This is a genomic window from Amycolatopsis sp. NPDC031561 (genome assembly GCF_055580625.1).
Map to the genome: position 1 here is coordinate 21,807 of NZ_JBVILA010000047.1, position 13,141 is coordinate 34,947.

A 13,141-nucleotide genomic window follows, 5' to 3' on the forward strand; every position below is an offset into this window, starting at 1 on the left:
CTAGTTCTCGTCCTGCAGGATCCGCAGCGCGTTGGCCAGGTCGTCCGGGTACTCCGACTCGAACTCGACCCAGCGCCCGTCGGACGGGTGAGCGAAGCCGAGCGTCTTCGCGTGCAGCCATTGGCGGGAAAGCCCGAGTTTGCGCGCGAGCACCGGGTCGGCGCCGTAGGTCAGGTCGCCGACGCACGGGTGCTTGAGGGCCGAGAAGTGCACGCGGATCTGGTGCGTGCGGCCGGTCTCCAGCTTGATCTGGGCCAGCGACGCGGCACGGAAGGCCTCGACGACCTCGTAGTGCGTGACGCTGGGCCGTCCGCCCTGGACGACGGCGAACTTGTAGTCGTGCCGGGGGTGCCGGTCGATCGGCGCGTCGATGGTGCCGCGCGTCGGATCCGGGTGGCCCTGGACGATGGCGTGGTAGCCCTTGTCGACGGTGCGTTCCTTGAACGCCCGCTTGAGCACGGTGTACGCGTGCTCGCTCTTGGCCACGACCATCACGCCGGTGGTGCCCGCGTCCAGCCGGTGCACGACACCCTGGCGTTCGGCCGCGCCCGACGTCGCGATCCGCAGCCCGGCGGCGGCGAGACCGGCAACGACGGTCGGCCCGTTCCAGCCGGGGCTCGGGTGCACGGCGACACCGACCGGCTTCGAAATCACCACGATGTCGTCGTCGTCGTGCAGGATCTTCATCCCGTCGACGTGTTCCGCGACGACCTCGATGGGCGACGCCGGATCGGGCAGCGTCACCTCGAGCAGCCCGCCCGCGGCCAGCCTGTCCGACTTCCCGGCGGGCCTGCCGTCGAGCAGGATCTCGCCGGATTCGGCGAGTTCCGCCACGACCGTGCGGGAAAGTCCCAGTAGTTTCGCCAGCCCCGCGTCGACGCGCATGCCGTCGAGCCCGTCGGGAACGGGCAACATCCGCGCGCTCATGCGCTCGCCGCCTTCTTCTTGTCCTTTGTAGACGATCCGTCGTAGTCCTTGCCCAGCAAGGAAAGGATCACGATGAGTACCCCGCCGACGCAGATCGCGGAGTCGGCGACGTTGAAGATCGCCCAGCCCTGCCCGTTCGGCGCGAACGCGGAGATCATGTCGACGACGTGTCCTTGCAGCGGGCCGGGGGCCCGGAAGATCCGGTCGGTCAGGTTGCCGAGCGCGCCAGCCAGCACCAGGCCGAGGCCGATCGCCCAGCCGACCGAGCGCAGCCGCCGGGCCAGCCAGACGATGGCGACCACGACCGCCACCGCGACCAGCGCGAGCACCCAGGTCAGCCCGGTCGCCATCGAGAAGGCGGCACCGGGGTTGCGCACCAGCTGGAAGTACACCAGCCCGCCGAGGAACTCGACCGGCTGCTTGCCCTCCAGCGTGGACACGGCGATCTGCTTGGTGAGGAGGTCGATCCCCCACAGCACCGCGGCGACGGCGAACACCACGGCGACGCGCTTCTTGGGCAGCGGCGGCGCCGGTGGTTCGGTTTCGGGCTCTGTACTCACGCCCCCATTGTCCACGGAGCGTGCTCAGGTCTCCTCGGCGGCTGTCTTCGGCCTGCTCAGCAGGGCCGCGAACGCCCCGGCGAGCGCGACCAGCGACGACAGCACCAGCGCGAGCTGTCCCTGGGCGACCACGACGGCGCAGAGCACGAACGCGGCGGCCACGACCAGCACCAGCACGCTGCGGTCCAGCCAGGCGAGCAGTACCAGGCCCAGCGTCACCAGGATCGCGCTCCGCGCGTCGCCGTCCATGTCGAGTTCCCAGTAGCCGACCAGATCCGCCAGCACGATGGCGACCAGCCCGCCGAGAGCGATCGCGAGGACCTTCCACCACGGCAAGCGCTTCGACCGCAAGGCATAGAAGAGCACGGTGCCGAGGTACACCGCGAGCACGGCGAACAGCCAGTCGTCCATCCGGCTCATGCCGATGACCGAAACGGCGGACACGGCTTCACGGCTCATCTCCACGCCGTAAAGCCCTTGGTACTGCCCTTGCCCGAGAGGAGGCGCGTAGGCGAACCACCCCTCGGAACGGCTCGTGCCGACGGACAAGGCCACCACCGTCAGCTGGGCGAAACCCAGCAACGCCAGCGGAAACCAGTAACGCGGTCGCTCGCTCCCCATGCGAGGGGAGAGTAGTGGGTCAGGCGCAGAACGGGGGAAGCTCCCGCGGGTCGTTCTCCGGCACCCAGCGGCCTTCCGGCTTCTCGTACTGCCAGCGGGCGCCGCGGGCGACGATCTGGCGCAGCGCCAGGACGAGCCGGTCCACGTGCTCGGCGGTGCTGCCGAGGCCGAGGCTGACCCGGACGGCCTGCTGACCGGTCGAACCGGTGGCGGCGATGAGTCGTTTGGTCGCGATGTGCGCGCAGAACGCGCCGTCCCGCACGCCGATGCCGTACTCCGCGGACAAAACCGCGGCGAGCCAGCCCGGGTCGAAGCCGTCGACGACGAAGCTCAGCGTGCCGACGCGGTCGACGGGCGCGTCGAACAGCCGCAGCTCGGCGAAACCGGGGACACCGGCGAGACCACGGCGCAGCCGTGCCAGCAGCTCGTCCTCGTGGGCGACGATCGCGTCCCAGTTCCCGGCCAGCGTCTCGCAGGCGACACCGAGCGCGTAGACGCCGACGGTGTTGGGGGAACCGGCTTCGTGCCGCTCGGCGCCGGCGTTCCAGACCACGCCGAAGTCTTCGGAGTCGCGGGTGACGAGCTTCGTCGCGCCGCCACCGGCGAGGTACGGCTGGGCGGCGCGCAGCCAGTCCGCGCGGCCGATCAGCGCACCGGCCCCGAAGGGCGCGTACAGCTTGTGCCCCGAGATCGCGATGTAGTCGACGTCCAGTTTGCGCAGGGAGATCCGGCGGTGCGGCGCGAGTTGCGCGGCGTCGAGCGCGATCCGGGCGCCGTGCCGCCGCGCGACGGCGGAGATCTCCTTGACCGGCAACAGTTCCCCGGTCACGTTGGACGCGCCGGTGATGACGACCAGCCGCGGGCCCTGAGGGCAGTCCGCGAGCGCTTCGTCCACGGCGGACACCGCGGCGAGGCGGGTGCGCGGGGTCTGGATCCGGCGGACGTTCGGGCCCTTCCACGGCAGCAGCGCGGCGTGGTGCTCGGTGTCGAACACGACGACCGACGTGTGCTTCGGCAGGCTGCGCGCGAGAAGGTTGAAGGAATCGGTGGTGTTGCGGGTGAACACGACGGTGTCGGTCGACCGCGCGTCGACGAAGTCCCGCAGGATTCCGCGCGTCCGCTCGTAAAGCTTGGTGGAGACCTGCGAAGCGAACCCGGCGCCGCGGTGGACGCTGGCGTACCAGGGAAGGAACTCGTCGACGGCGTCGCGCACCTTGTCCAGGCAGGGAGCGCTCGCCGCGTGGTCGAGGTTGGCGTACCCGATGTCGCCGCCGGTGACCAGCGGGACCCGCAGATCGGCACACGCCACGGCCGGGATTTCGCGGGTGGCAACGGTTTCCGCGACAGTGGCGGAGGGGGTGGCGGGGGTGCTGGTGCGTTCGAGAGCGAGAGTCATCGTCATCCTCCGGGCCTGGGGACCCGACGAGGATCCCGCGCTTGCCCGCCGCACCACGCGACGAGCCAGGTCCTCACCCGGGGCACCCCACCGCGGAAGGAGGGTTGCCGGTCAGCTAGCCGGGGCTTGACGCTGACACTCGTGACCTACGAACGAAGTTAGCGGATGCACCCGCGATCGAGCCACCCCTCGTCCGGATGTTGAGACGCCGGTCACGCGTTCCGCGACCGAGGAGAACCCCCGCGTTTCGTCCTCTAGTTGCGGTACTTGCACGTGCAAGTACCGCAACTAGAGGACGAATTGCGGGAGGTCAGACGCGGAATCGGCCGGGCAGGGGGATGGTCGCACGGGACGAGACCTCGGTGGCCGTACCCGAGTACTGATCGGTGCCCGCGGCGAACTGCCAGCCGCCGAAGGTCTTGCCGTCGACCGCTTCGCCGTAGGCCTCGGCGACCTTGGTCGAGACCTCGTCGTAGGACATGCCGTTCCAGTTGCCCGCGCCGACGCCGAAGTCGCGCGAGTCACCGCCCTTGGCGGCGGCGGGCAGGGTCCACAGGGTGAAGTGCACATGGGCGCCGGTGCTGCTGCCGCCACAGGGCAGCGCGTTGCCGGTCCGGCCGAGGGCGTCGCCCGGGACGACCCGCTGGCCGTCGGTGACCGAAATGCCCTCCATGTGGTAGTACCCGGTCCGCCAGCCGCCGTCGTGGTCGACGGTCACCCAGTCGCCGCCGTCGCAGTGCTGGATCCGGACCGTCCCCGCGAGCGGGGCGCGAACGGTCTTGTCCCCCGGGCTGAAGTCGATGGCGTTCTTCACGCCGGAGGTCCCGTTGTCCGAGTGGATCCCCGCCGAGTAGACCGTCTGGCCGGTGTCGAACGGCAAGCCGAACGCCGGGAACGCGCCCGCGGCCGCGGCCGCGGGCGGCGCCGAGAGAACCACCCCGACGAGAACGGCGGTGGCCCCCAGACCGGCGAACCGCACAGGAAGTTTCGTCACCTTGCGTACTCCTTACCCCGTGACACTCACCCATTCGATGGAGTGGATTGCGGGGAAAGTAATCCAAAAGGAGTACAAAAGGGAACAACTCGTAGTGAAATTTCTGAGATCAGCCGACGAAAGACTGGTGCGATCTCGTGACCTATTGGCCGGATTCGCCCTTCCACCTGGCGAGGCGTCCGGCACGGTCGACGGCCCGGAGGCGTCGTTCGGCCGCGTCACGGGCGTCGGACGTGGTCACGACGAGTAACTGATCACGTTCCTGGAGCCGGGTGTCCTTGTTGGGCGTGAAGCCGATGCCGTCGCGCACGAGCAGGCTGATCGTCGCCCCGATCGGCAACCGCAGCTCCGCCAGATAGACGCCGTGCATCTTCGACCCGGGATTGATCCGGACCTGCAACAGGTCGGCGCCCATCTCGTCGAGCGGCGCGGAGTCGACGTCGATCTCGTGCGCTTGGGCGTGCTGGGCCAGCCCGAGCACTCTCGCGAGCGGGCTCAGCGTCGCGCCCTGGAGCAGGGTCAGCACGATGACCAGCACGAACACGGCGTCGACCAGCTCCTGCGCACCGGGCACCCCGGACGACAGCGGGATCAGCGCGAGCACGATCGGGACGGCCCCGCGCAACCCGGCCCAGGACAGGAACACCTGTTCTCGCCAAGGGATCTTGAACGGCAGCGCGGACAGCACCACCGACAGCGGACGGGCGAGCAGCAGCACGACGGCGCCCGCGACCAGCCCCTGGATCAGGCTTTCGAAGATCCGGCTCGGCGAGGCGAACAGGCCCAGCAGGACGAACAGCCCGATCTGCGCGAGCCAGCCGAGCCCCTCCGCGAAGGACAGCGTGTCGGACCGGTGCGGCAGCTTCGAGTTCCCCAGCACCAGGGCGGCGACGTAGGTGGCGAGCAGGCCGGAGGCGTGCGCCAGCTGCCCGCTCGAGTACGCCACGACACAGACAGCGACCGTGGCCAGCGGATACAGGCCGGTCGCCGGCAGCGCGGCCCGTCGCAGCGCGTGCGCGCCGATCCAGCCGAAGGCCAGGCCGATGACCAGCCCGGCGGCGAGTTCGTAGACCACCAGCAGCGGCAGCGACCAGTCGATGGTCGTGCCCTCGGCCAGCACGACGACGGCGATGTACGCCGGGGCGTCGTTGATGCCCGACTCGATCTCCAGCGCGCCGACGAGCCGCTTCCCGACCCCCGCCGATCTCAGCACCGAGAACACCGCGGCGGCGTCGGTCGAGGCGAGCACCGCGCCCCACAGCAACGCCATCCGCCAGTCGAGGCCCAGCAGCCAGTGCAGGGCCGCGCCGGTGACCGCGATACTCACCGCGACGGCCACTGTGGACAGTGCGATTCCGATGCCCAGCGAGGGTTTCACGGCCGTCCACCGGGTGGTGAGACCACCTTCGGACAGGATCATCACCAGCGCGGCGAGGCCGAGCGACTGGGTGAGCTCGGGGTTGTCGTACTGGATGCCGAACCCGGCTTCGCCGAGTAGCACCCCCATGCCCAGGTAGAGCAGCAGCGAGGGAAGGCCGACCCGGATCGACACGCGGACGGCGATCACGGCGACGAGCAGGACGGCACCACCGGTACCGAGAATGAGCGGGAGCTGCTCCATGTCGCCTCCCGTCCGGTCGCCGTGAGGGCTCCAGAATAGTGAGGCGGTGATCGTCACTCGTTCGTGTACCGGTCGAAAACCGTCCGGATAGCCTGTGTTACAGACTGTCCTTTACGGACTCCGCAGGGCCACCAGGTCCACCCCGAGTTCCGCGAACGGTTTCTCCGCCGCGGGCAGGACTTTCACCGCGCGGTTGCCCTCACGGGACAACCAGCCGGCACTCACTCCGTGAGACAGTAATGCCGCCGGGACCCGGCCCGCCAAATGATCACGCCGCACTGTCCAATCGAGACAGTCGCGCAGCATCGGACGGCGGCTTTCGGCGATCTCCACCCCGAGGGCGCCGAGCACCTCGCGTCCGCGACCGGTCAACGTCAGGCCGTCGGCCTCGTCGATCAGCCCGGCGGTGAGCATCCCGTCCCGCAGCGCGACCCCGACCGTCCCGGCCAGGTGGTCGTAGCAGGTCCGGGCGAATTCGAGCCGCTTCACCCGGACCGACGAGCGCAACCCCTTCACCGGGCGATGCTCGGCGTGCTGCGCCAGATGCTCGATCAGCTCCGCCACCCGGGGGTCGGCGATCCGGACGTAGCTGTGCCGCCCCTGTTTGACCCGCACGACGAAGCCGGCCTCGGTCAGCTTCGTCACATGCTCACTCGCCGTTGACGCGGCGACTTCGGCCGCTCCGGCCAACTCGGTCACAGTCCAGGCACGTCCGTCGAGCAGCGCGAGGCACATCGACGCGCGGCTCGGATCGGCGAGCACGGCCGCGACCTCGGCCAAGGCGATCGTTTCCATGAGTTCACCGTAGAAGACGCACGGTTCGGCGACGGCCGAAACGTCAGCCCGCCAGGAACTTCGCCGCCAGCCGGACCGCGGGCCCGGAATCGTTGGAGCCCTCGAGCATGACGGCGAACGCGACGTCGCCGCGATACCCGACGAACCAGCCGTTGGCGTCGGCACCCGAGCCGAACTGCGCCGTCCCGGTCTTGCCGAAGACGGCGCCGCTGCCCTTCAGCGCCTTCGCGGTCCCCGTCGTGCAGACCTCGCGCATCATCGCCCGGACCTGGTTCAGCACCCCGGCCGGCGGGGCCTGGTAGCCGGTGTTGACCTTGGTCTCGAGCCCCTGCCACAGCTTCGGCACCACCGGCTTCCCCGTGGCGACGGTGGCGGCCATGAGCGCCGCGCCCAGCGGGCTGACCTGCACCCTTCCCTGCCCGATCCCGGCCTCGACCTGCTCGTCGCCGCCCGCCGACGGCTCCACCTTGCCGGTCTCGGTCGCCAGTCCCGGGATCTCGAAGTCGGCGTTGAGACCGAACTGGCTCGCGGCCTTCGCGAGGCCGTCCGCGGGCAGTTGCCCGGCGAGCCGCCCAAAGGTCGTGTTGCACGAGGCGGCGAAGGCCGTCTTCAGCGAGACGGTCCCCAGGTCGAACCCGTTTTCGTTCTTGAGCGTGCGGGTCCCGATCTGCTCACTGCCCGGGCAGGCCACCGGCGAGTCGGCGGAGATCCCGCCCTTCTGCAGCGCCGCGGTCGCCGTGGCGATCTTGAAGGCCGAACCCGGCGAATAGAGGCCGTTGAGCGCCTTCGGCTGGTCCCCGGCCGCGCCGTTCTGCGCGACGGCCAGCAGTTCGCCCGAAGTCTTCATCGCGACGATGATCGCCGGCCCCTGGAAGCCGTCGACGGCCTTCTGCGCGGCGCTCTGGGAAGCCACGCTCAAGGTCGAAGCCAGCGGTTCGTCACTCTCGCCCGCCTGCCCGAACAGCGTTTCGACCGGCTTGCCGGAGGCATCGACCCGCGACACGGTGACGGTGGCGGGCGTCCCGGAGCCGCCGTTCTGCTCGGACGCGACCTTCGACAGCGCCCCTTGCAGGATCGGCGCGACACCCGCCGCGTCACCGCCGACGAGGGCTTTGCCGTCCCTGTCGGCCACGACCGGCTTCGCCGAAACGGGAGCCACGGAAAGCTGCTGACCGGCTTCGAGCTTCGGGTGGATCACCGACATCGCCCAGCGGACGACCCATTTCCCGGCGTTGCGGACCAGCTCCAGCTTGCCTTCGTACTTCCAGACGCTGTTGCCCGTGAACGTCCACGAAGCGTGGAAGGTGGCCGACGTCGTGGTCGCGTTCCCCGGCGTCGTCGGAACCTCGCCCAGGGACGTCTTGACCGGCGCCCCTCTGAGCGCGGCGCGCGCCGCGGACAGGGCGGCCGTACCCGCCGCCGGATCGTCGACCGGCGCACCGGTCAGGTCACCGGTGTCGAACTGCCGCAGGAACCGGGCGGCGACCTGGGCGGGGCTTTGGAACGCGCTCTCGGTCGGCTCTCCGGGGCCGCCGGTGGCGGCGGGCGCCGGATCCTCCTTGACCAGCAGCACCACCGCGGCCACCACGATGGCGACGACCGCCAGCGCGGCGCCGATCAGGATCCCTCTTTTCCGGGCAGGACTCATGGACTCGCTCTCCCCCAGTACGGCGCGTACCTCGCGCGCCCCCGGGCCAGCCTGCCGATTTCCCCCGCGCGAGGCGGCGCGGCGGCGAGAAAGCGACGGTTCCGAATCCTTTTCGTGATCCCGGTGAGCGAACCTGCCCCGATGTCATGAAAGGGGCTTTCAGGACATTTTTCGTCCTGAAAGCCCCTTTCATGACACTCGTGGAGTGGGGCGAAGGTCAGGCTTTGGCGACCGCCACGGTCACCTTGGTGCCCTCCCCGACCGTTCCGGCCGAGCCGTCGGCGACGGCGCCGTAGGCCACCGAAGTCGCCAGGGTCTCCGAAGCGATGAACTCCTCGTGCGTCTTCGCGGCCGTGACCACGTCCTCCGGCGCGTCGACCGTCAGCGCGATCCGGTCGGCGACGTCGAGACCGGCGTCGCGGCGAGCCTGCTGGACGACCCGGACCAGGTCGCGGGCCAGGCCCTCGGCCGCCAGTTCGTCGGTGACCTCGGTGTCGATCAGCACCAGCCCCGCCCCGCCGGGCAGTTCCGCGGCCGCGCCGCCGCCCTTGGCGACCAGACGCCGGTCGTACTCGCCCTCGACGAGCTCGATCCCGGCGGCCACGACGGCGCCGCTCTCCGACGTCGTCCACTCGCCGGCCTTGACGGCCTTGATCACCGTCTGGACGTCCTTGCCCAGCCGCGGCCCGGCCGCGCGGGCGTTGACCGCGACCTCGAAACCGCCGTGCGCCGCGACGTCCGCGGTCAGCTCGACCGACTTGACGTTGACCTCGTCGCGCAGGATGTCGGTGAACTCGCGCAGCGAGTCGGCCTCGTGCGCGGCGACGACTAGCTTGGCCAGCGGCAGCCGCACCCGCAGCTTGTTCGCCTTGCGCAGCGAAAGCGCCGAGGACGCCACCTGCCGCACGCGGTCCATCGCCGTCACCAGCGCCGCGTCGGCGGGCAGGTCGAGCGCGTTCGGCCAGTCGGCCAGGTGCACCGAACGGCCGCCGGTCAGGCCGCGCCAGACGACCTCGGTGGTCAGCGGCAGCAGCGGCGCCACCACCCGGGACGTCACCTCCAGCACGGTGTGCAGGGTGTCGATCGCGTCCTGCTCGCCCGCCCAGAACCGGTCACGCGAGCGGCGCACGTACCAGTTCGTCAGTACCTCGAGGAAATCGCGGACGGTCGAGCAGGCACCGGCGACGTCGTAGGTGTCGAGCGCGTGCTCGACGTCGGTCACCAGTTCGTGCGCCTTCGCCAGCACGTACCGGTCGAGGAGGTGCTTCGAATCAGTACGCCACTGACCTTCGACGCCCTCGGCGTTCGCGTAGAGCGCGAGGAAGTAGTACGAGTTCCACAGCGGCAGCACCGCCTGGCGGACGGCGTCGCGGATGCCCTTGTCGGTGACGACCAGGTTCCCGCCGCGCAGGATCGGGCTCGCCATCAGGTACCAGCGCATCGCGTCGGAACCGTCGCGATCGAAGACCTCGTTGACGTCCGGGTAGTTGCGCAGCGACTTGGACATCTTCTGGCCGTCCGAGCCGAGCACGATGCCGTGCGAGATGCAGGTCCGGAAGGCCGGCCTGTCGAACAACGCCGTCGCCAGCACGTGCAGCAGGTAGAACCAGCCGCGGGTCTGCCCGATGTACTCGACGATGAAGTCACCCGGGTAGTGGTGCTCGAACCACTCGGTGTTCTCGAACGGATAGTGCACCTGGGCGTACGGCATCGAACCCGAGTCGAACCAGACGTCGAACACGTCCTCGATCCGGCGCATGGTGGACTTCCCGGTCGGGTCGTCCGGGTTGGGCCGGGTCAGCTCGTCGATGAAGGGCCGGTGCAGGTTGTCCAGCCGCACGCCGAAGTCGCGCTCGAGCTCTTCGAGCGAGCCGTAGACATCCGTGCGCGGGTACGCCGGGTCGTCCGACTGCCACACCGGGATCGGCGTGCCCCAGTACCGGTTGCGGGAGACCGACCAGTCGCGGGCGTTCTCCAGCCACTTGCCGAACTGGCCGTCCTTGACGTTCTCCGGGTACCAGGTGATCTGCTGGTTCAGCTCGATCATCCGGTCCTTGAACTCGGTCACCGCGACGAACCACGACGAGACGGCGCGATAGATCAGCGGGTTCCGGCAGCGCCAGCAGTGCGGGTACGGGTGCTCGTAGGTCTCGTGGCGCAGCAGAACCGCGCCCTGACGGCCGGCGGAACCGGTGCCGTTCTTGAGATCCTTGATGATGTTCGGGTTGGCGTCGAACACCTGCTGGCCCGCGTAGTCCCCGACGGTCGCGTCGAACTTGCCCTGCGCGTCGACCGGCGTGACCGGCACGATCCCGACGGCGTCGGTGACGGCCTTGTCCTCTTCACCGTAGGCGGGCGCGATGTGGACGATCCCGGTGCCGTCCTCGGTGGTGACGTAGTCCGCGGACAGCACGCGGTGCGCGTTCTCGTGTCCGGCGAAGTACGGGAACGGCGGGGCGTAACGGGTTCCGAGCAGCTCGGTGCCGGTGTAGTGCCCGACGACAGCCGGCTCCTCGCCGAGTTCGCGGGCGTACGAGGCGACGCGCGCTTCGGCGAGCAGGAACCGCTTGCCCTCCTGCGCCTCGGATTCCACGACGACGTACCGGACGTCGGGGTGCACCGCTGTCGCGAGGTTGGACGGCAGCGTCCACGGGGTCGTCGTCCAGATCAGCAGATAGGTGCCGTCGAGTTCGTTGTCGTTGCCCTCCAAACGGAAACCGACCGTGACGGCTGGGTCCTGACGGCTGGCGTAGACGTCGTCGTCCATCCGCAGCTCGTGATTGGACAGCGGCGTCTCGTCGCGCCAGCAGTAGGGCAGGACGCGGTAGCCCTCGTAGACCAGACCCTTGTCCCACAGCTGTTTGAACGCCCAGATGACCGATTCCATGTACTTGACATCGAGGGTCTTGTAGTCGTTGTCGAAGTCGACCCAGCGGGCCTGGCGGGTGACGTAGTCCTGCCATTCGCCGGTGTAGCGCAACACAGACTCGCGGCACGCATCGTTGAAGACGTCGATGCCCATGGCGTCGATCTCGGCCTTCTCGGTGATCCCGAGCTGGCGCATCGCCTCGAGTTCGGCGGGCAGGCCGTGGGTGTCCCAGCCGAAGCGGCGCTCGACGCGCTTGCCCTTCATGGTCTGGTAACGCGGCACCAGGTCCTTCACGTATCCCGTGAGCAGGTGACCGTAGTGCGGGAGACCGTTCGCGAACGGCGGGCCGTCGTAGAAGACGTACTCGTTCGAGCCGTTGACGCCGGGGTCGCGGGCGTCGATCGAGGCCTGGAAGGTCCGATCGGATTCCCAGTACGCGAGGACGCGCTTTTCCGACTCGGGGAACGAAGGCTGCGACGGGACGCCGGTCTCGCCGTCCACCTGTGCCTTGGGATACATCTTCGGTGCTCCTCGCGGTTCGTCTCACTCGTACGGGCTTTCACCCACACGGGGACGAGACGGCCGTTTCCGGCGCGTTCCGCGGTACCACCCCGCTTGCCCTTCCGGTGGTGTTCCGGCTGGGCCGCTCATTCGACGGCTGTGACGGGCCGTACCCGTCCGGTTCTACTGGGGGCGCGAGCCCTGTTCTTCCGGAGGCTCCCCGGTGATGGCCGGATCGGTGCCTGGTACTTCAAGGGTAGCGCGCGGGGGCAACCGGGTTGTCCGGGGTGGGTGGCTCAGCCTCGACGCGAGCCTGCTCCGGCTCCCCGACCGACAGTTTCGACGATACTGCGGACATGGAGCGAGACGCGTGGGTAGCCGAGCAGTCGCGGAACTTCACGGCACTGCTCGGTGAGAACATCGAGGCGTGGGCCGGAGTGGAGATGGCGCTGCGAGAGGACGTGCCGGGAACCGGTCCACAGTTCACCGATCCGGAAGTCCCTTGCCTCCAGCTGTACTGCCTCCAGGCTTGGCTGGCCGACGGCAGCGCGGTGGATATCGGCACCTACCAGGACGACGACAGGTTCGGCCTCAGCGGCCATTCGGCGAGCAGGTCCTACGATGACGGCAGCTGGAACGGGATCTATCGATGGCGGAACTTCCCTGAATTGCCGGTCGGCCCGGTCGAGGATGTGGCCGTTTTCAGCGACCAGGACCTCTTGGCCGAAGTCCACTTCCGGATCGGGGCCCGGTCACTGGTGCTGGCCGGGGGTGAACTGGAGGAGACACACGGGGGCGGACTGATCTTCCAAAGGCTCGACGAATCGGTCCTCGCCTTCACCGATCCTTGCGCGGTTGAGCAGGTTCCATGGCACACGGCTCGACGGATCAGCCGTGTGCCGGATGAGAGCGCAGACGTGTAGGCCGTTATACAGCGGTTTCGGACACCTTGATTCCCGTCCTATACAGCCGGACAGAGAAGAACTCCTATGTTCTGAGGTGCATGGTGTTGCGTCTGGGTTGTCCGGTGGGGTCGAGGTAGGCGGGTGCGGTGAATTCGGGGAGTCCGTCCTGCGCGATGGCGACTTTCCATTCGCTGTGATGGATCAACCGGTGGTGAGTCGGCGGCGGGAGTTTCACCCGCCGCCGCTCTCAGAACCGTGCGTGACACTCTCGCGTCACACGGCTCCCGCTGTCGAACCTGCCGGG

10 protein-coding genes, 1 pseudogene and 1 riboswitch are annotated in these 13,141 nt (G+C 69.0%); of the genes and pseudogenes, 1 reads left to right on the top strand and 10 read right to left on the bottom strand.

Translation table 11 applies throughout. The features are described 5' to 3' along the window. The 9 genes from ACZ5IK_RS44075 to ileS all read right to left on the bottom strand — a co-directional run bounded on the left by ACZ5IK_RS44075 (position 1) and on the right by ileS (position 11,950). The gene (locus tag ACZ5IK_RS44075) at positions 1 to 927 is read right to left on the bottom strand and encodes an RluA family pseudouridine synthase (protein ID WP_101609379.1); all 927 of its coding nucleotides are present in this window, start codon (positions 925 to 927) and stop codon (positions 1 to 3) included. Next, positions 924 to 1,487, bottom strand: a complete 564-nt coding sequence (gene lspA, locus ACZ5IK_RS44080; RefSeq protein ID WP_465493171.1) for a signal peptidase II — start codon at positions 1,485 to 1,487, stop codon at positions 924 to 926. The genes ACZ5IK_RS44075 and lspA overlap by 4 nt, the downstream gene beginning before the upstream one ends. Positions 1,488 to 1,511: 24 nt before the next feature. Further along, entirely contained in the window at positions 1,512 to 2,108 is a 597-nt protein-coding gene (locus ACZ5IK_RS44085; RefSeq protein ID WP_465493172.1) for a hypothetical protein, read from the bottom strand. Positions 2,109 to 2,127: 19 nt separating this feature from the next. Next, the gene (locus ACZ5IK_RS44090; RefSeq protein WP_465493173.1) at positions 2,128 to 3,504 is read right to left on the bottom strand and encodes an aminotransferase class V-fold PLP-dependent enzyme; all 1,377 of its coding nucleotides are present in this window, start codon (positions 3,502 to 3,504) and stop codon (positions 2,128 to 2,130) included. 32 nt (positions 3,505 to 3,536) lie between these two features. Beyond that, positions 3,537 to 3,651: riboswitch (SAM riboswitch) on the bottom strand. A gap of 163 nt (positions 3,652 to 3,814) precedes the next feature. Continuing rightward, positions 3,815 to 4,498, bottom strand: coding sequence for a M23 family metallopeptidase (locus tag ACZ5IK_RS44095; RefSeq protein WP_465493174.1), 684 nt, complete (start codon positions 4,496 to 4,498; stop codon positions 3,815 to 3,817). A gap of 142 nt (positions 4,499 to 4,640) precedes the next feature. Further along, positions 4,641 to 6,119 carry a potassium/proton antiporter gene (locus ACZ5IK_RS44100; RefSeq protein ID WP_465493175.1) on the bottom strand — a complete coding sequence of 493 codons (1,479 nt, stop codon included), beginning with the start codon at positions 6,117 to 6,119 and terminating at the stop codon, positions 4,641 to 4,643. A 111-nt stretch (positions 6,120 to 6,230) separates the two neighbouring features. Continuing rightward, a complete protein-coding gene (locus ACZ5IK_RS44105; protein ID WP_465493176.1) occupies positions 6,231 to 6,914 on the bottom strand; it encodes an ArsR/SmtB family transcription factor in 684 nt (227 codons plus the stop codon). Positions 6,915 to 6,957: 43 nt separating this feature from the next. Continuing rightward, a complete protein-coding gene (locus ACZ5IK_RS44110; RefSeq protein ID WP_465493177.1) occupies positions 6,958 to 8,562 on the bottom strand; it encodes a penicillin-binding transpeptidase domain-containing protein in 1,605 nt (534 codons plus the stop codon). 217 nt (positions 8,563 to 8,779) lie between these two features. Then, entirely contained in the window at positions 8,780 to 11,950 is a 3,171-nt protein-coding gene (ileS, locus tag ACZ5IK_RS44115) for an isoleucine--tRNA ligase (RefSeq protein ID WP_465493178.1), read from the bottom strand. A 338-nt stretch (positions 11,951 to 12,288) separates the two neighbouring features. Between ileS and ACZ5IK_RS44120 the strand changes: the two genes are divergently transcribed. Further along, complete coding sequence (locus ACZ5IK_RS44120; protein WP_465493179.1) at positions 12,289 to 12,855, top strand: hypothetical protein; 567 nt, start codon at positions 12,289 to 12,291, stop codon at positions 12,853 to 12,855. 64 nt (positions 12,856 to 12,919) lie between these two features. On the opposite strand, the pseudogene ACZ5IK_RS44125 reads toward ACZ5IK_RS44120, so the two are convergent. After that, positions 12,920 to 13,051, bottom strand: a pseudogene (locus ACZ5IK_RS44125) (HNH endonuclease signature motif containing protein); the annotation flags it as partial. Between the last annotated feature and the right edge of the window lie 90 nt (positions 13,052 to 13,141).

Excerpts from the sequence above, each read along its gene's own strand:
- ACZ5IK_RS44100 (WP_465493175.1), bottom strand. The coding sequence starts at position 6,119 with ATGGAGCAGCTCCCGCTCATTCTCGGTACCGGTGGTGCCGTCCTGCTC.
- ACZ5IK_RS44085 (WP_465493172.1), bottom strand. The coding sequence starts at position 2,108 with ATGGGGAGCGAGCGACCGCGTTACTGGTTTCCGCTGGCGTTGCTGGGT.
- ACZ5IK_RS44075 (WP_101609379.1), bottom strand. The coding sequence starts at position 927 with ATGAGCGCGCGGATGTTGCCCGTTCCCGACGGGCTCGACGGCATGCGC.
- ACZ5IK_RS44110 (WP_465493177.1), bottom strand. The coding sequence starts at position 8,562 with ATGAGTCCTGCCCGGAAAAGAGGGATCCTGATCGGCGCCGCGCTGGCG.
- ACZ5IK_RS44105 (WP_465493176.1), bottom strand. The coding sequence starts at position 6,914 with ATGGAAACGATCGCCTTGGCCGAGGTCGCGGCCGTGCTCGCCGATCCG.
- ileS (WP_465493178.1), bottom strand. The coding sequence starts at position 11,950 with ATGTATCCCAAGGCACAGGTGGACGGCGAGACCGGCGTCCCGTCGCAG.
- ACZ5IK_RS44090 (WP_465493173.1), bottom strand. The coding sequence starts at position 3,504 with ATGACTCTCGCTCTCGAACGCACCAGCACCCCCGCCACCCCCTCCGCC.
- ACZ5IK_RS44120 (WP_465493179.1), top strand. The coding sequence starts at position 12,289 with ATGGAGCGAGACGCGTGGGTAGCCGAGCAGTCGCGGAACTTCACGGCA.